The sequence below is a fragment of the Duganella sp. HH101 genome, from assembly GCF_001758795.1.
GTDB lineage: Bacteria > Pseudomonadota > Gammaproteobacteria > Burkholderiales > Burkholderiaceae_D > Rugamonas > Rugamonas rivuli.
Window position 1 is genome coordinate 44824 of sequence record NZ_LRON01000029.1, and the last position, 16131, is coordinate 60954.

Consider the following 16131-nt stretch of genomic DNA (forward strand, 5'->3'; position numbering starts at 1 on the left):
GCGGTTTAGCAATCCGGCTGGCGGATTAGAACGCGTAACGCGCGTTCACATACACATAACGTCCCACGACATCGTTCAAGCCTTGCACATAGGTGTTCACGTTAGCCGTGTTGGCATACACCATGGCCTTGTCGAACGCGTTGTTGACGCCTACGTTCACCGTCAGCTTGGGGCTGACCTTGGTGCTGTAGTTCAGATCCCAGACGGTGTACGAAGGAATGCGTGCGTTCGTCACGGCCGCATCCTGCGTGTGCGTAGGATCGTCGATGTTGAGCGTGCTGGCGGCGGTGCGTGCCGTTGCGGAGAACTGGCTCGTACCATACTCATACGCGGTGCTGAACGAATTGCTCCAGCGCGGATGGTAGATCGAGTCCAGGCGGCTGACCGGCGCATCGTTAGGCGTGATGCTCTGATCGTACTTCAGCGTGCGGTTGATCACTTCGTTGAAGCGCAGCTTGCCGTAAGCGCCCAGCGACAGATCGTATTTCAGGTTCATGTCGAAACCGGAAATCTTGGTCTGGCCGACGTTGCTGTATGGCGTGGTGATGTTGTTGATGCGACCCTTGTTCAGGCCCGGATGGGCGGCTTCCAGTGCCGGGTTGCGCGGATCGCGGCCGACCAGCGCGGCGTAGCCCGGGATGCTGTCTTCGTGGTCCAGCACGTATTGCGCGTCCAGCGCCTGGATGGTATCGCGCTGGTTGATGCCATACCAGTCCAGCGACACGACCAGCTCCTTCAGTGGCTGCAGCACGATGCCTACCGAATAGTTCTTGGCCTTTTCAGGCTTCAGGTTCGGATTGCCCTTCAGGTATTGCTTGGGACCGTAGGCGCACTGGGAGCCCACGTAGCCCAGCGGACCGCAACGGGCCCAGTCGGCCACGCTGGCGTAGGCGGTGGTGGTGGCGCCGATCTCCGGCAGGGTAGGCGCCTTGAACGAGGTGGTGGCGGAGCCGCGCACCAGGACCGTCTCGGCCGGACGCCAGGCCAGCGCCACCTTCGGGTTGTAGCTGTTGCCGAAGTCGCTGTAGTGGTCGGCGCGCGCGGCCACTTGCGCGTCCAGGTTGGCCAGCAGCGGTACCGCCAGCTCGCCGTACACCGAGTACAGATTGCGCGACGCCACGCTGCCGGTGGTGCCGTAGTCGACGATGTTGCCCGCCAGCGTTTGATCGTCAGGGACGTCGTCGATCGATTCATGGCTCGCTTGCGCGCCCCAGGCGAAGCCGACTGGACGGTCCTGCAGCCTGAACAATTCCGGCGTGCTCATCTTCCATTCCGCCGTGCCCAGACGGGAGGTGGCGGCGTGGTGGATGGTGTGCATCATCGATTGCACCATGCTCAGCGAATTGGCCGGGTTGAAAGGATCGTAGCCGCCTTTGCCCAGGATACCTTTGCCCAGCAGGTCGTTGGACACATCCTTCAATACGCCGTTGGTAGTGTCGTCGGCCAGCTTGCTCTGGTTCAGGTTGACGGCGAATTCGCTGTCCCAGCCTTGCACCTTGCCGCGCCAGCCGCCGACCACGCGCGCGGTGGTGTTGGTGATGGTCTGGACGCTGCGGCCCGCTTCGGTGATGTCGTGGAAGACCTGCAGACGGTCGCCGGGCGTGAAGCCATAGGTTTCGTCGGTCTCTCCAGGCAGGCCCAGCACGCCGGGATTGGTGGTGCCGGCGGTCGGCACCAGGAACTGGCTATCGAAGCTCGGATAGCCTTGCTGGTAAGCCGACTTGTTGCGATTGAGGCCCAGCTCGGCGAACAATTCGTCGCCGCCGCCGAGGCGCTTGGTGACGATGGTCGAGACGCCGAAGCGCTGGATGGACGGCGTCAGGATGCGTTCCGGATTGGTGAAGCAGACCTGGTCGCCGGTGTCGGCCTTGCCGATCTGGCCTTTGCAGCCGGGGATGGCGAAGCCTGGTTCGGCGGTGGTGTAGTCGCGCACCCAACCCTGGAAGGACGTGGTGGCGAGTTTGTTGGTGCCGCCGTATTTGCGGTAGTCGGGCAGGGCCAGCGCCGAGTGTTTACTGCTACGCAGCGAATTGCGTTTCAGTGCATCCACCGACAACAGCACGTTGTAGCCGTCTGCGTCGATATCGCCCCAGCCCTTGGTGGCGCTGATGTTACCGGTCGAGCCATCGCCCTTGATGTTTTCACCCACGCGGCCGGCCACTTCCAGGCCCTGGTAGTTGGTGCGGGTGCGGAAGTTGATCACGCCGGCCACCGCGTCCGAGCCGTAGATGGCGGAGGCGCCGTCGCGCAGGATCTCGACCGATTCCAGTGCCGCCAGCGGCAGGGTGTTCAGGTCGACAAAGCTGTTTTCCGCGCCGTCGGCGAAGCCGTAGTTGGCCAAGCGGCGGCCGTTGAGCAGGATCAGCGTGTATTTCGGGTCGAGGCCGCGCAGGCCGACGGAGGCGGCGCCGCCCGCGAAGGAGCTCTTGCTGTTGCCGTCCAGCTGGACGCCGATCGATGGCAGCTTGCTCAGCAGTTCGACGACGGTGGACGCACCGCTGCGGTCGATCTGGACGCGGGTGACGATTTCCACCGGGGTCGCGCCTTCGCCTGCGATACGGGCGATGTTGGAGCCGGTGATGACGACCTTGGTGGGCTCGGAGGTTTTATCGTTGCTGGTTGCGGTCTGCGCTTGCGCAGCGCCGGACAGCAGTGTGAAACCGGCCAGCACGCTCAGCGCCAGACGGACGGAAAGGACTCCCTGTTTCTCTTTCAACTTCATTCATGCTCCCGAGTTTATATGTGTATGCGGTCGTGATTGACTGCGGGCACCCGGCGGCTGTGTTGCAGCGCAAGGTGGGTGTTTAGTCTCACATAAGAGGGATCAGTTTGCCAAAAGGAAAACAATGTTTTTTGTATAAACCATTTACAAAAGCTGTTTTTTTGCCACAGAAGCGAAAGCGAACCGGTATGCCAGCTTTCGAATCAGCGCTGCGATTTCTTTGATTTATACCGTTTACATCTTCAGGAGCATAATCGGACGAATTTATTGTTAAAATGGTACACTTGAGAATATGGCATGGGGGGCGGACATGGTGACAGCAGTGGGAGCGGCCGGCGCTGGCGGCGCTTCGGGCAGCAACAGTGCCATCGAAGTGCTGCAAAGGCGGATGGGCGACTTGATGAAGAAGCTGCGGGAGGCGACGCAAGACAGGTCGCCGGGCGCGAAGGAGCGCATGAAGCTGCTGCAGATCCAGATCCAGGCGTTGCAGACGCAGATCGGGCAACTGCAATCGGCTGCCGCGCAGAAGGCGGCGCTGGAACAGTTGAAGCATCAGCAGGAAGTGTCGGCCGCCGCGGCCCGCAAAGCGAAAGCCAGCGACGCCACGGTAGGAAGCGTGGTCGATACGACCGCGTGATGATGGCGTCCCCAGGGGGATTCGAACCCCCGTACTCACCGTGAAAGGGTGATGTCCTAGGCCTCTAGACGATGGGGACTGTGAACTGCCAAATTGAAGCACATTGGTGGAGGTAAGCGGGATCGAACCGCTGACCTCTTGCATGCCATGCAAGCGCTCTCCCAGCTGAGCTATACCCCCCTGTGTGCGGGCGAGATTATAGCCAAACGGTCTGCGCAAAGCAAAGGAATTTATCGCATCGGCGGACGGGGCGTTTTGCCTTTCCAATCTGTAATCAAGTGGTCATGCTGCCGATAGCCTGGAGCGGCTAAAATTCGCCGACCCCTACGGGCTGGATGATTTCATCCTCGAACTTTTCCACGGCATCCATGTCTACGCATCGATGATCACAGCGAGCTGATCGGACAAGCGTTGCACACCCTCGGCAAAAAAACTGCATGTCGACGGCATTCCGGCGCGGCGGTAACTGGAATTTCTGCGCAAAACGAGGGTATTATGACTCCAGATATTGACGACCACGGCGACAGCGCGCAGCAACCGTTCCTCGGTCAATAATAATAAGATTTTCTTGAACAGGGTAGTATGAAGACTATTGAATTGGCAGGCGGTCCACATGCCGTGCTGGCTCTGCACGGCCTGCTGGGCAACCCGCTGGAAATGCAATACGTGGGCAAGCGCCTGCAACGTGCAGGTTATACCGTGGTCATTCCGCTGATACCGGGTTATGGCTATTCGTCCGGCCAGGCCGAGTCTTATCGGACCACGCGCAGCGAGCGCTGGTTCGAGGAAGTGTCGCGGCTGTTCGACCAGCTCAAGCAAACCCATGAGAGCGTGTCGGTGGTCGGCCTGTGCATCGGCGCGGTGCTGGCCTTGCGTCTTGCTATCGAGCGCGGCGACGAAGTGGCGGCCCTCGGCCTGCTGGCCACCACCTTGTCGTACGACGGCTGGAGCATCCCCAAGTATCGCTTCCTGCTGCCGCTGGCGTACTACACGCCCGCCCGCCACTGGTATTCCTACCAGGAGCGCTACCCCTACGGCCTGAAAAACGAAAACCTGCGGCGCTGGATCGCGCGCGAGATGAAGGTCAGCGATTCGTCGGCAGCCGGTGCCTCGCGCCTGTCGGCCGAGGGCATCTTCCAGGCCCACCGCCTGATCAAGCAGGTACGCGGCCAGTTGTCCAAAGTGACCGCGCCGGCGCTGATCATCCATGCCGAGGAAGACGACGTCGCCAGCACCAAGAGCGCCGACCTGGTCGAACGCAGCATCAGCTCGCCGAGCCGCCGCAAGATCATCCTGCACGACAGCTACCACATCATCACCCTCGACAATGAGAAGGAACTCGTTGCCGACGAAACGATCGCGTTCTTCAACCAGCACCTGCCGTCCGAGGACGCACTGCTGAACCGCGCTTAACACATACCATACTGAGACTATTTTTATGAATTCCTTTCCCACCGTAGCCAAACTGCTCGCCAAAAGCCTCGACCTGCCTGAAGACAAGATCCAACCGCAAACCGAACTCGAAGCGCTGGGCGCCGATTCGCTGACCGTGATCGAACTGATCTTCGACCTGGAAGAGGAATTCGGCATCGAAGTCGGCGACGAGCGTCCCAAACTGGTCGTGGTGCAGGACATCGCCGACCAGATCGATACCTACCTGGCCGGCAAGGCTGCCCAGGCATGACCGCGCATCGCGTGGTGATCACCGGCCTGGGGGCGATCTCTTCGCTGGGCGTTGGCGCCGACCATAATTTCGAGCAGGCGCTGGCCGGCCGCAGCGGCATCGGCCTGCTGCAACTGGGCGGCGACCGCCAGCGTCCGGGCACGCCGGCCGCGCAGATCCGTACTCCTTTGCCGGAGCTGGTCAAGACCTCGGAACTGCCGGTCTTCGACCGCTTCGCGCTGCTGGGCTGGGCTGCCGCCAGCGAGGCGCTGGCCCAGTCGGGCCTGGACGCCACCGTCGCGCCAGAGCGCAGCGGCGTGTTCTGGGGTACCGGCATGGGCGGCGCGCTCACCGTCGAATCCGGCTATGTCGATTTGTTCGTCGAAGGTAAAACCCGCGTGCGTCCGATGTCGGTCGTGGCCGGCATGAACAACGCGTCTGCGGCGCAGATCGCCTTGCGCTGCGGTTTCAAGGGCAGCGTCAACAATTACAGCAGCGCCTGCGTGTCATCGGCGCAGGCCATAGGCGAGGCTTATCGCCACATCCGCCACGGCTACGCCGACCGCGTGCTGGCCGGCGGTTCGGAAGCCTTGCTGAGCTACGGCGTGGTCAGCGCCTGGGACGCGCTGCGCGTGCTGGCGCCGGTCGATGCCGAGCATCCCGAGCGTTCGTGCCGGCCGTTCTCGGCCGGACGCGGCGGCCTGGTGCTGGGTGAGGCGGGCGCGGCGGTCATGCTGGAATCGCTGGAGTCGGCGCAGGCGCGCGGCGCCACCATCCTGGGCGAGCTGGTCGCTTACGGCACCAGCAACGACGCCACCCACATCACCAAGCCCGACGCCGACGGCCAGGAGCGGGCGATGCGCCAGGCGCTGGAGCAGTCCGGCCTGCCGTTGTCGGCGATCGGCTACATCAACGCCCATGGCGCCGGCACTGCGGCCGGCGACGTCGCCGAGACCACGTCGATCAAGCAAGCCTTTGGCGAACTGGCGGGCAAGCTGCTGGTCAGCTCCACCAAGTCCATGCACGGCCACACGCTGGGCGCGGCCGGGGCGTTGGAATTCGTGCTGACCACGCAGGCCGTGCGCCATGGCGCCGTGCCGCCGACGGCTTTCCTCGATAAGTCCGATCCCGAATGCGATCTCGATTACGTGCCGCGCGAATGCCGGCGCGGACTGGACCTGCAGGCTGCGATGTCGAACTCCTTCGCTTTCGGCGGCAGCAATGTCGCGCTGATCGTCAGCGCCTTCCGGTGAGCGCCCTGTATCGGCGCTGGGCCGCGACGGCCTTGCTGTGCGCGGGCTGCGCGCAGGCGCAAGAGACCGCCAACCACCTGGTCGGCGATGTCGGCCTGGGCGTGAGTGCCGCGCCGGTCGCGGTGGCGGCGCAGTCGCGCAGCACCGGCTTGGTCCCGTATCTGAACTTCGACTACGGCCCGGCGTTTGCGCGCATCGACACCTTCGGCATCAAGCTGGCGCCTGTGGGTTACGGCAGTGTCGAACTGGTGACGCGCGCGATGGAGGATGGCTACCGCGCCAGTGCGCCGCCGCAAGCGCGCCAGAGCTCGTCGCTGCCGCTGGGGCTGGGCACCTTGCAGGTGACGCCGGTCGGCGCCTTCATGGCCAATCTGTACCGCGACCTCGGCAAATCGCACGGCGCCATGCTGGACCTGATGTACGCGGCGGAAATCGAGCAAGGGCGCTACGCCTTCTATCCGCAGGCCGGCCTCGAATACCGTTCGGCCAGTTACGTGCGCTATTACGATGGCGTGACCCGCCACGCCAACAATCTGTTTGTCGGCCTGCTGGTGGAGGCGCATCTGGGCGGGCACTGGTACCTGGTCGCCAACCTGCGCCGCACCTGGCTGGACGATTCCATCCGCAACAACCCCGCCGTGCGCCGGCGCTCGCTCGATTCCGGGCTGGTCGCGCTCAGCTACCGCTTCGATTAAAGATTTTCAATTTCATGCATACACGATGATGAAACCAATTTCCTATCTGATCCCGCTGTTCGCTGTCGTATTTTCCCTCTCCGCCTACGCGGGCAACGCCGCCAAAGCGCCTCGCCAGGACGGCGGTAGCAGTAGCAGTATCAATGTCACCGACGACGGTGGCGTGGCGACCATCCGTGGCAGTGAGGGTATCGCGCTCATGAATGACGACAAGTTGCAACTGACGCAGCGCACCGTCTATTTGAACGGCCGCTCCTACGGCGCCGTGCCTGAGGTATGCGAAATCAAATACGTCGTGACAAAGACCGCCCGCACGCTGTACGTGGACGGCAAGCCGCGCAGTCCCGCCGCAAAGTAGGGCCAATAGCTGCCGGGCGTCTTGTCGCGTAAAATACCGCCCCTCTACCAAGCGACGCGCCTTGCCCTATGACTTCCCGTTTGACCCACGCCATTGCCGCCGCAGGCTTTCGTCCGGACCTGGTCCGCTGGCGCCAGCTCGTCACGCCGGGCTGGCTGGCGACGTTGACTGCGGGCGCAGCGGTCGAGGCTGCACCGGCGGCGGGCTGGCGCTTGTTCGAGGCCGGCTGCGATAGCGCGGCGTTGTTCGAACAGTCCCACATTCCCTGCGCCACGTATTTCGACACCGGCGGCATCGAGCAGGAACCCTTGTGGAACAAGGTCTCCGACCAGGCCCTGCAGGCGCTGCTGCTGGCACGCGGGGTGCGTCACGACACCACCGTCATCGTCTACGGCCGCAACAACCTGGCCGCCGCGCGGCTGGCGCACCTGCTGCTATACGCGGGCGTGGCCGATGTGCGCTTGCTTGACGGCGGCTATGCGCGTTGGCAGGCCGGCGGCCACCCCAGCATGGCCGGCCCGGCAGCCGCCCCGGTTGCGGCGGCCGACTTCGGCGTCGCGTTTCCCGCACACCCCGAATACCTGATCGGCACGGCCGAGGCGCGCGCATTGCTGGCGCGCGAAGACGCGGTGCTGGCCAGCATCCGCACCGAGGCCGAATTCACCGGCCGGGCTTCCGGCTACAGCTACATCGCCGCCGGCGACATCCCCGGCGCGCGCTGGGGCAGGGCGGGCGAGGACGGCGACGTCAACAGCATGAGCGCCTACCACCTGGCCGACGGCAGCATGAAACCGGCCGCCGACCTCATCGCGCAATGGGCCGTACACGGCATCGTCCGGGGTACGCCGACGGCCTTCTATTGCGGCACCGGCTGGCGCGCTTCCATGGCCTTTTTCTACGCCTGGCTGATGGGCTGGCCCGACATCAGCGTCTACGACGGCGGCTGGTTCGAGTGGAGCCAGACGGCGCCCGCCGCCTGAGCGTCGTCCAACTTTCCATACACGGCCACCGCATGGTGTATGGATTTCGGGACGCCGCACCCGGCCCGGCAAATGTTTCCATAATAAATTATATTTAGAATCAAGGACTTGCTTCCGAATTTAAGCTTGTTTCAGGCTGGCACAACCATTGCTAACTAGCCCAGACCCACGGCGCATGCCGAGGGACTACGACAACAAGAATTTGGAGAAGCCAAGTGAAAAAGAAACGTCCATTAACCCTCTACATCCTGATCGCCATGGTGCTCGGCGTGCTGGTGGGCTATGCCTGCCACGACACGTTCCCGGACAAGAAGATCGCCGCCGACATCGCCGGCCACATCTCGATCGTCACCGATGTCTTCCTGCGCCTGATCAAGATGATCATCTCGCTGCTGGTCTTCTCCACGCTGGCGGTCGGCATCGCCCACATGGGCGACGGCAAGGCTGCCGGGCGCGTCGGCATCAAGGCCATGGGCTGGTTCGTGATCGCCTCGCTGGTATCGCTGACGCTGGGCATGGTGCTGTCGAACTTCATGCAGCTGGGCACCCACCTGGGCCTGCCGCTGCCGCCGGTCGACGCCGCCACCGGCCTGAAAACCTCGGCCTTCACGCTGAAGGACTTCGTCAGCCACATGGTGCCGAAGTCGCCGATCGAGGCCATGGCCAATAACGAAATCCTGCAAGTGCTGGTGTTCGCCATCTTCTTCGGCAGCGCGCTGGGCGCCCTGGGCGAAGCGGGCGCCAAGCTGACCGCCGTGATCGACCAGCTGGCGCAAGTCATGCTGCGCATCACCGGCGCCATCATGAACCTGGCCCCGCTGGCCGTGTTCGCCGCCATGGCATCGGTCATCACCACCAACGGCCTGGGCATCCTGGCCACCTTCGCCAAGTTCATGGGCGGCTTCTACCTGGGCCTGGTGTGCCTGTGGGCGCTGCTGATCCTGGGCGGCTTCGCCTTCATCGGCAAGCGCGTGTTCCGCCTGATGGCGCTGATCCGCGAGCCTTTCCTGCTGGCCTTCTCGACCGCGAGCTCGGAAGCGGCCTACCCGAAACTGCTGGTCGCGCTGGACCAGTTCGGTGTGCAACGCAAGATCTCCAGCTTCGTGCTGCCGATGGGCTATTCCTTCAACCTGGACGGCTCGATGATGTACTGCACCTTCGCCGTGCTGTTCATCACCCAGGCCTATGGCATCGACCTGTCGCTGGGCACCCAGATCACCATGCTGCTGTTGTTGATGGTCACGTCCAAAGGCATCGCCGGCGTGCCGCGCGCTTCGCTGGTGGTGATCGCCGCCACCTTGAACCAGTTCCACATTCCGGAAGCGGGCCTGCTGCTGTTGATGGGCATCGACCAGTTCCTGGACATGGGCCGCTCGGCCACCAACGCGGTCGGCAACGCCGTCGCCACGGCCGTGGTCGCCAAGTGGGAAGGCGCGCTGGAAGAAGAAGTGCAGCAACCTGTCGCCGCCACGATGCGCGCGGCTTGAAAAAATAGAGGGGACTGAAAGATGCAAAAGTATGTGATCAGCGCACTGGCGCTGGGCCTGGTATCGGCCGCGGCGCAAGTCCAAGCGCAATCGAGTGTGACCGTCTACGGCGTCGTCGACGCAGGCCTGGTGCTGGAGCGCGGCGGCGCCGCCGGCAACACGCAGAACATCAGCAGCGGCGTGGCCTCCGGCTCGCGCATCGGTTTCAAGGGCAAGGAAGACCTGGGCGGCGGCATGAGCGCAGGCTTCGTGCTGGAGAACGGCTTCACCGTCGACACCGGCGCCGCCGGGCAGGGCGGCCTGCTGTTCGGCCGCCAGGCCTATGTGTGTCTGTCCAGCAAGGAGGCCGGCGCCATCAGCGTCGGCCGCCAGTACTCGCCGTACTACAAGGCCACGCGCGACGTGGCCGATCCTTTCGTGATCGGCCTGGCGGGCAATGCGCAGAATATCTTCTCGCCCAATTCGCGGGTCGACAATTCGGTCGAGTACACCACGCCGCGCTACAAGGGCTTCTCGGCCGACGTGCTGTACGGCTTCGGTGAAGTGGCCGGCGACAGCGCCAGGAACCGCGCCATCGGCGCCGCCGCCAGCTACGACAATGGCCCGCTGAGCCTGGTGCTGGTCCATCACCAGCGCGACAATACCACCGCCACCGCGCACAGCCGCAACACCATGCTGGCCGGACGCTACCGCATCGGCGGCGTCACCACCCACGCCGCCTACTCGCGCAACCAGGACTTGCTGGGCAACACCAGCAAGGACAGCCTGCTCGGCGTCAGCGTGGCGCTCGGTGCGGGCAAGCTGCTGGCCTCGTACGTCGACCACCGCGACGACTCGGCCGCGCAGCAGCGCGCGCGCCAGATGGCGGTCGGCTATGTGCATCCGCTGTCGGTGCGCACCGACTTGTACGCCGCGTACGGCCGCATCATCAACCGCAACGGCGCCAATTTCCACGTTGGCAATGCGACCGATAGTGGCGCCGGTACAACCGGAGTCAACCTCGGCGTGCGCCATGTGTTTTAATGTGAGCGGATGAAACTACAATAACAACAGGGGAGCTTATGGCAGCAGCAGCGCAGACCGTCTTGCCGTCCGTGTCGGGAAGCCGGCTGCTGCGCCGGTTCGTGCTGTGGCTGCTGGTGCTGGTGTGCTGCCTCGGGCTGGCGCTGCTGGCCTGGCGCTGGACCGAGAACGCCGCCATCGACAAGCTGCGCCTGGCCGGCGCGCAACGGCTCGACAGCTACGCCGTCAGCCTGGAAAACCTGCTGTCGAAATACGATTTCCTGCCCGGCACGCTGGAACTCAACAAGGACGTGATCGCCTTGCTGCAGCAGCCCGACGACGAGCTGCTGCGGGCCGAGGTCAACGCCCACCTGGAGCAGTTGAACAAGCTGTCCAAGTCCACCACCATCTACATCGTCAACCTGCAGGGCTTGACGCAAGCCTCCAGCAACTGGCGCGAGCCGGACAGCTTCGTCGGCGACAACGTCGCCTTCCGGCCCTACGTGCGCGATGCGCTGCGGCGCACGCCGGGCGGCTTCTACGGCGTCGGCACCACGCGCGGCGAGCCTGGCTACTTCTTCGCCCACGGTATTTATCACAACGGCCGCATGCTGGGCGTGGCCACCGTCAAGGTCAATATCGAGAAGCTGGAAAAGGGCTGGGTGCAGGGCACGGACAAGGTGATGCTGACCGACGCCCACGGGGTCGTCTTCCTGAGCTCGGTACCCGACTGGAAATACCGCGCGCTGGCGCCGCTGGAGCCGGCCGTGCTGCAAGAGCTGGAAGTGTCGCGCCAGTATTTCTCGCACGCCCTGCTGCCGCTGGGCCTGCGTGAATTGCGCCAGCTCGACAACGGCGCCAGCATCGTCGCCACGCCGGCCCCGGCCGAACGTACGCGCATGCTGAGCCAGACGCGTTCGCTGTCGCCGCGCAAGTGGCAGTTCGTCTACCTGTCCGACCTGGCGCCGGCCGAGGCCAGCGCGCGCAACGCCTTCCTGTTCACCTGGCTGTCCGAAGCCTTGCTGGTGATGCTGGTGCTGTACGCACGCCAGCGCCGCCGGCTGGGACGGCAGCGGCAGCGCGCCCGTCTGGACCTGCAGCGCGCCTACGACCACCTGGAGACGATGGTGGCCGAGCGCACCGCCAGCCTGCAGCAGATGACGCACAACCTGAGCGAGGAAAACGTCGTCCGTCGGCATGCCGAACAAAAGCTGCGGCAGGCGCAGAGCGATCTGGTCCAGGCCGGCAAGATGGCGGTGCTGGGGCAGATGTCGGCCGGCATCACGCATGAGCTGAACCAGCCGCTGACGGCGCTGCGCACCATGTCCGACAACGCCCGCGTGCTGATCGAGCGCGGCCGCCTGGACGAGGCCAAGGGCAACCTGGCGACCATCTCGCAACTGATCGCCCGCATGGGCGCGCTGACCGGGCAACTGCGCCAGTTCGCGCGCAAGGCCGACGCCAGCCTCAAGCCGGTGCCGGTGGCGGCTGCGATCACCGCCGCGCTGTTCCTGGTCGAGCGGCGGGTGGAGCAGGAGCGGGTCAACTTCCGCATGTCGATGCTGAGCCAGGACGTGCACGCGCTGTGCGACAGCAACCGGCTGGAGCAGGTGCTGGTCAACCTGTTCACCAACGCGCTGGACGCCATGGACGGTTGCGCAACGCGGCAGCTGACGGTGAGCGTGACCCGAAGTTTTCAGAAAGCGATGATCGCCGTCTCCGATACGGGGCCGGGTATACCGGAGGCGATCCGCAACCATTTATTCGAACCATTTTTTACAACAAAACCGCAAGGGCAGGGGCTGGGCCTGGGGTTGGCGATTTCCGAGCAGATCATCCGCGAATTTGGCGGCATGCTGCTGGTGGAATCGACCACCGCAGGCGGGGCCCGGTTTATCATCGAACTGCCGATTGCGGAGCCGGAGACGACATGAAAGTATTATTGATTGAGGACGACGCCACCGTGCGCGCCGGCAGCGCGCAGGCGCTGGACCTGGCGGGCATCGACGTGCAAGCCTTCCACACAGCCGAACAGGCGCTGCCGCTGATTACGCCGGGCTTTGACGGCGTGGTGGTCAGCGACGTGCGCCTGCCCGGCATGAGCGGGCTGGACCTCATGGCGGCCGTCAAGGCCATCGACGCGCAACTGCCGGTGGTGCTGGTGACGGGCCATGGCGACATCACGATGGCGGTGGGCGCGATGCGCGACGGCGCCTACGACTTCATCGCCAAGCCGTATTCATCGGAGCAGTTGACCGAGGTGGTGCAGCGGGCGATGGAAACCCGGCGCCTGGTGCTGGAAGTGGCCGCGCTGCGCCACCGTATCGAGCACGGCGAGGGCATCGAAGCGACGCTGCTGGGCGACTCGGCCGCGATCCGCGACCTGCGCCGCCTGATCCTGGACCTGGCCGACGAGCCGGCCGATGTGCTGATCTACGGCGAGACCGGCACCGGCAAGGAAATGGTGGCGCGCTGCCTGCACCAGTTCAGCCGGCGGCATCAGCGCAACTTCGTCGCGCTGAACTGCGGCGCGATACCGGAAACCATCTTCGAGAGCGAAGTGTTCGGCCACGAATCGGGCGCCTTCACCGGCGCGGCCAAGCGGCAGGTGGGCAAGATCGAGCACGCGGACGGCGGCTCGCTGTTCCTCGACGAGATCGAGAGCCTGCCGATGGCGTTGCAGGTGAAGATGCTGCGCGTGCTGCAGGAGCGCTATGTCGAGCGCCTGGGCTCCAACAGCCCGGTGCCGGTGGACGTGCGGGTGATCGCGGCGGCCAAGGTCGATCTGAAGGAATGGTCGGACCAGCAGAAATTCCGCAGCGATCTGTACTACCGCCTGAACCTGATCGTATTGAACCTGCCGCCGCTGCGCGAGCGGCGCGAAGATATCCCGCTGCTGTTCGAACACTTCCTGCTGGGGGCTGCGGCGCGCTACAAGCGCACCCCGCCGCCGGTGCCGGGGCCGCTGATGCAATCGCTGATGGCGCACGACTGGCCGGGCAATGTACGCGAACTGCGCAACATCGCCGAGCGCTTCGTGCTGGGGTTGTCGAGCGGCGCCGACGGCCTGCTGTCGGCCCGCAGCATGGCGCCGCTGCCGTTGGCGGACCAGGTGGGCTGCTTCGAACGCGCCGTCATCGAGCAAGAGCTGCGCCGCGCCAGCGGCAGCGTCACCGAAGTGAGCAACGCGCTGGGCGTGCCGAAGCAAACGCTGTACTACAAGATGCAAAAGTACGCGCTGACGCCGGACGACTACAAATAAGTCAATAATTTCCAAAATGCAGTATTGTCATATCAAGTATATAATTTGTCCATGCAGCAACAGCGGAGGCGCTGGTCTGTTTAGTCAAAAGGGCAAACATGATAGAGGCAGTGGGGCTTAAGAAAGACTTCAAATCGACCGCCAAAGGCGCCAAGGGCCAGACGGTACAAGCGGTGAAATCGGTGTCGTTCACCTGCCGTCCCGGCCAGGTGCTCGGCCTGATCGGTCCCAACGGCGCCGGCAAGACCACCACGCTGCGCATGCTGTCCAGCGCGATCGCGCCGACCGCAGGCGAAGTGCGGGTGCAGGGCTTGCGCCTGACTCAGGAGCAGATGGATGCGCGGCGCCAGATCGGCTTCCTGTCCGGCCATACGGGCTTGTACCAGCGCTTGTCGGTGCGTGAGAACATCGAATATTTCGGCCGCGCCTATGGCCTGCGCGGCGCCGCGCTCAGCGGCAGGACCGACCAGTTGATCGACCAGTTCGGGCTGCGGCAATATGCCGATCAGCAGGTCGACAAACTCTCCTTTGGCAACAAGCAGCGCGCCGCGATCGCCCGCACGGTGGTGCACACGCCGGCCATCCTGATCCTCGATGAGCCTACCACGGGGCTGGATATCCTCGGCGCCAAGCTGGTCAACGATTTCGTGCTCGACTACAAGCGCAGCGGCGCCGCGGTGATCTTTTCCACGCACCACATGCACGAGGTCGAAGACCTGTGCGACGAAGTCTGCATCATCAACAGCGGCGTCAGCGTGTATGAAGGCCAGGTGGCTGCCTTGCTCAGCGAGACCGGCACGACCTCGCTGCACGGCGCTTATCTGCACAAGATCACCACTCCCCAAGTTTCAGCGTAAAGGCCTATCCCCATGTGGAATGTGTTTTATAAAGAATTGTTAGAGGTGCTGCGCGACAAGCGCACGCTGATGTTCATGCTGTTGATGCCGGCCGTGATTTTCCCGGCCTTGACCTTCGGCTATATCAAGTTGGCGTCAAACAAGGCGCAGCAGGAAGGCACGCGCGAACTGCGCTATGCATTGGTCGCCTCCGACGGCGCGCCGTTGCTGCGCGCGGTGCTGGAAGCGGCGCCCTTGCTCAAGCCGGTCCCGGCCACAACGGAGGAGGCCGCTGTTGCCGGCATCCGGGCCAAGCAGATCGATTTTGCGGTGATCTATGGCGCAGGCGGTGAACGGGCGATTCTGGCGGGACAGCAACCGCAGCTGTCGCTGCGCTATGACACCGCCATTGTGTTCGATAGTGTCGGCAAGCGCGTCAAGCCCTTGTTGTCGGCTGCCTATACGGACAAGCTGCGCAGCGAGCGCCTGGCCGTGCTTGGCGTGGCGCAGGGCGCGTCCGCCTCGCTGAGCGCGCCGTTCACGCTGCAAGTGAGCAGCACCGCCAGCGACCGCCAGGAGCAGGGCGAAAAGATCGGCGCGATGATTCCTTACCTGCTGTTCACGATGGGATTGTTCGCATCGATCGCGGTGGCCATCGATATGGGCGCTGGCGAAAAAGAGCGCGGCACGATGGAATCGTTGCTGTTGTTGCCTTTGTCGCGTGCCAGCCTGGTCGTGCCTAAATTCCTGGTGATACTCAGCGCCGCGGCGATTTCCGGCGGCATCGGCATCACGTCGATGGGCATCTGCGCCAGCTACGTGCTGGGCAACGCGGGTGGCGAGTTGAGTGCGATTACCCAATATATCCAACTGCCCGAGCTGTTGATGCTGGGCTTGCTGATTCTGCCGGCGTATGCGATGGTCTCCGCGCTGCTGCTGTCGATTTCCTTCTATGCGCGCAGCCACAAGGAAGCGGCCAGCTATTCGCAGCAGACCATGATCATGGTGTTTTTGCCTATCATGGCGTCGATGCTGCCGGGGATGAAGCTGGGCGACGGCTGGTCGCTGGTGCCGATCATCAATACCTCGCTGGCGATCAAGGAAGTCGTCAAAGGGACCATCACGGTGGCGGACTATGCCAGCGTCTTCGCATCGACGCTCGCCGTCGCCGGCTTGCTGCTGGCGCTGAGTGTGTATTGGTGCAAGCGGGAAGAAGTGCTCTTCCGTTCCTGATCT

Annotated in this window: 14 protein-coding genes and 2 tRNA genes; 13 read left to right on the plus strand and 3 right to left on the minus strand. The window is 63.8% G+C overall.

Annotated features, from left to right (window positions below):
* Window positions 1-25: 25 nt before the first annotated feature.
* Entirely contained in the window at window positions 26-2722 is a 2697-nt protein-coding gene (locus DUGA2_RS29125; RefSeq protein WP_070272852.1) for a TonB-dependent receptor, read from the minus strand.
* Between the two features lie 310 nt (window positions 2723-3032).
* Between DUGA2_RS29125 and DUGA2_RS29130 the strand changes: the two genes are divergently transcribed.
* Window positions 3033-3359, plus strand: coding sequence for a FlxA-like family protein (locus tag DUGA2_RS29130; RefSeq protein WP_070272853.1), 327 nt, complete (start codon window positions 3033-3035; stop codon window positions 3357-3359).
* A 3-nt stretch (window positions 3360-3362) separates the two neighbouring features.
* On the opposite strand, the gene DUGA2_RS29135 is transcribed toward DUGA2_RS29130, so the two are convergent.
* Window positions 3363-3438: transfer RNA gene (locus DUGA2_RS29135), tRNA-Glu, on the minus strand.
* Window positions 3439-3463: 25 nt separating this feature from the next.
* Window positions 3464-3539 (minus strand) — tRNA-Ala (locus DUGA2_RS29140).
* Window positions 3540-3941: 402 nt separating this feature from the next.
* Between DUGA2_RS29140 and DUGA2_RS29145 the strand changes: the two genes are divergently transcribed.
* The 12 genes from DUGA2_RS29145 to DUGA2_RS29200 all read left to right on the plus strand — a co-directional run bounded on the left by DUGA2_RS29145 (window position 3942) and on the right by DUGA2_RS29200 (window position 16128).
* Complete coding sequence (locus DUGA2_RS29145; RefSeq protein ID WP_070272854.1) at window positions 3942-4772, plus strand: carboxylesterase; 831 nt, start codon at window positions 3942-3944, stop codon at window positions 4770-4772.
* Window positions 4773-4797: 25 nt separating this feature from the next.
* Window positions 4798-5043, plus strand: a complete 246-nt coding sequence (locus DUGA2_RS29150) for a phosphopantetheine-binding protein (protein ID WP_070272855.1) — start codon at window positions 4798-4800, stop codon at window positions 5041-5043.
* Window positions 5040-6275 (plus strand): beta-ketoacyl synthase, encoded by a 1236-nt coding sequence (locus DUGA2_RS29155; protein WP_070272856.1) that lies wholly within the window; start codon window positions 5040-5042, stop codon window positions 6273-6275. The genes DUGA2_RS29150 and DUGA2_RS29155 overlap by 4 nt, the downstream gene beginning before the upstream one ends.
* Window positions 6272-6970, plus strand: coding sequence for a MipA/OmpV family protein (locus tag DUGA2_RS29160; protein ID WP_070272857.1), 699 nt, complete (start codon window positions 6272-6274; stop codon window positions 6968-6970). The genes DUGA2_RS29155 and DUGA2_RS29160 overlap by 4 nt, the downstream gene beginning before the upstream one ends.
* Before the next feature lie 25 nt (window positions 6971-6995).
* Window positions 6996-7328 carry a hypothetical protein gene (locus DUGA2_RS29165; RefSeq protein ID WP_070272858.1) on the plus strand — a complete coding sequence of 111 codons (333 nt, stop codon included), beginning with the start codon at window positions 6996-6998 and terminating at the stop codon, window positions 7326-7328.
* A 68-nt stretch (window positions 7329-7396) separates the two neighbouring features.
* Complete coding sequence (locus DUGA2_RS29170; RefSeq protein WP_070272859.1) at window positions 7397-8308, plus strand: sulfurtransferase; 912 nt, start codon at window positions 7397-7399, stop codon at window positions 8306-8308.
* Window positions 8309-8523: 215 nt separating this feature from the next.
* Window positions 8524-9795 (plus strand): dicarboxylate/amino acid:cation symporter, encoded by a 1272-nt coding sequence (locus DUGA2_RS29175; RefSeq protein WP_070272860.1) that lies wholly within the window; start codon window positions 8524-8526, stop codon window positions 9793-9795.
* Window positions 9796-9816: 21 nt separating this feature from the next.
* Window positions 9817-10818 carry a porin gene (locus DUGA2_RS29180; protein ID WP_070272861.1) on the plus strand — a complete coding sequence of 334 codons (1002 nt, stop codon included), beginning with the start codon at window positions 9817-9819 and terminating at the stop codon, window positions 10816-10818.
* 38 nt (window positions 10819-10856) lie between these two features.
* Entirely contained in the window at window positions 10857-12731 is a 1875-nt protein-coding gene (locus DUGA2_RS29185) for an ATP-binding protein (protein WP_070272862.1), read from the plus strand.
* Window positions 12728-14059 carry a sigma-54 dependent transcriptional regulator gene (locus DUGA2_RS29190; RefSeq protein WP_070272863.1) on the plus strand — a complete coding sequence of 444 codons (1332 nt, stop codon included), beginning with the start codon at window positions 12728-12730 and terminating at the stop codon, window positions 14057-14059. The genes DUGA2_RS29185 and DUGA2_RS29190 overlap by 4 nt, the downstream gene beginning before the upstream one ends.
* Window positions 14060-14157: 98 nt before the next feature.
* Window positions 14158-14916 carry an ATP-binding cassette domain-containing protein gene (locus DUGA2_RS29195; RefSeq protein WP_070272864.1) on the plus strand — a complete coding sequence of 253 codons (759 nt, stop codon included), beginning with the start codon at window positions 14158-14160 and terminating at the stop codon, window positions 14914-14916.
* A gap of 12 nt (window positions 14917-14928) precedes the next feature.
* Window positions 14929-16128: an ABC transporter permease gene (locus tag DUGA2_RS29200; protein WP_070272865.1), complete on the plus strand. Its 1200-nt coding sequence runs from the start codon at window positions 14929-14931 to the stop codon at window positions 16126-16128.
* Window positions 16129-16131 lie beyond the last annotated feature (3 nt).

Excerpts from the sequence above, each read along its gene's own strand:
- DUGA2_RS29125 (WP_070272852.1), bottom strand. The coding sequence starts at position 2,722 with ATGAAGTTGAAAGAGAAACAGGGAGTCCTTTCCGTCCGTCTGGCGCTG.
- DUGA2_RS29130 (WP_070272853.1), top strand. The coding sequence starts at position 3,033 with ATGGTGACAGCAGTGGGAGCGGCCGGCGCTGGCGGCGCTTCGGGCAGC.
- DUGA2_RS29145 (WP_070272854.1), top strand. The coding sequence starts at position 3,942 with ATGAAGACTATTGAATTGGCAGGCGGTCCACATGCCGTGCTGGCTCTG.
- DUGA2_RS29150 (WP_070272855.1), top strand. The coding sequence starts at position 4,798 with ATGAATTCCTTTCCCACCGTAGCCAAACTGCTCGCCAAAAGCCTCGAC.
- DUGA2_RS29155 (WP_070272856.1), top strand. The coding sequence starts at position 5,040 with ATGACCGCGCATCGCGTGGTGATCACCGGCCTGGGGGCGATCTCTTCG.
- DUGA2_RS29165 (WP_070272858.1), top strand. The coding sequence starts at position 6,996 with ATGATGAAACCAATTTCCTATCTGATCCCGCTGTTCGCTGTCGTATTT.
- DUGA2_RS29170 (WP_070272859.1), top strand. The coding sequence starts at position 7,397 with ATGACTTCCCGTTTGACCCACGCCATTGCCGCCGCAGGCTTTCGTCCG.
- DUGA2_RS29180 (WP_070272861.1), top strand. The coding sequence starts at position 9,817 with ATGCAAAAGTATGTGATCAGCGCACTGGCGCTGGGCCTGGTATCGGCC.
- DUGA2_RS29185 (WP_070272862.1), top strand. The coding sequence starts at position 10,857 with ATGGCAGCAGCAGCGCAGACCGTCTTGCCGTCCGTGTCGGGAAGCCGG.
- DUGA2_RS29190 (WP_070272863.1), top strand. The coding sequence starts at position 12,728 with ATGAAAGTATTATTGATTGAGGACGACGCCACCGTGCGCGCCGGCAGC.
- DUGA2_RS29195 (WP_070272864.1), top strand. The coding sequence starts at position 14,158 with ATGATAGAGGCAGTGGGGCTTAAGAAAGACTTCAAATCGACCGCCAAA.
- DUGA2_RS29200 (WP_070272865.1), top strand. The coding sequence starts at position 14,929 with ATGTGGAATGTGTTTTATAAAGAATTGTTAGAGGTGCTGCGCGACAAG.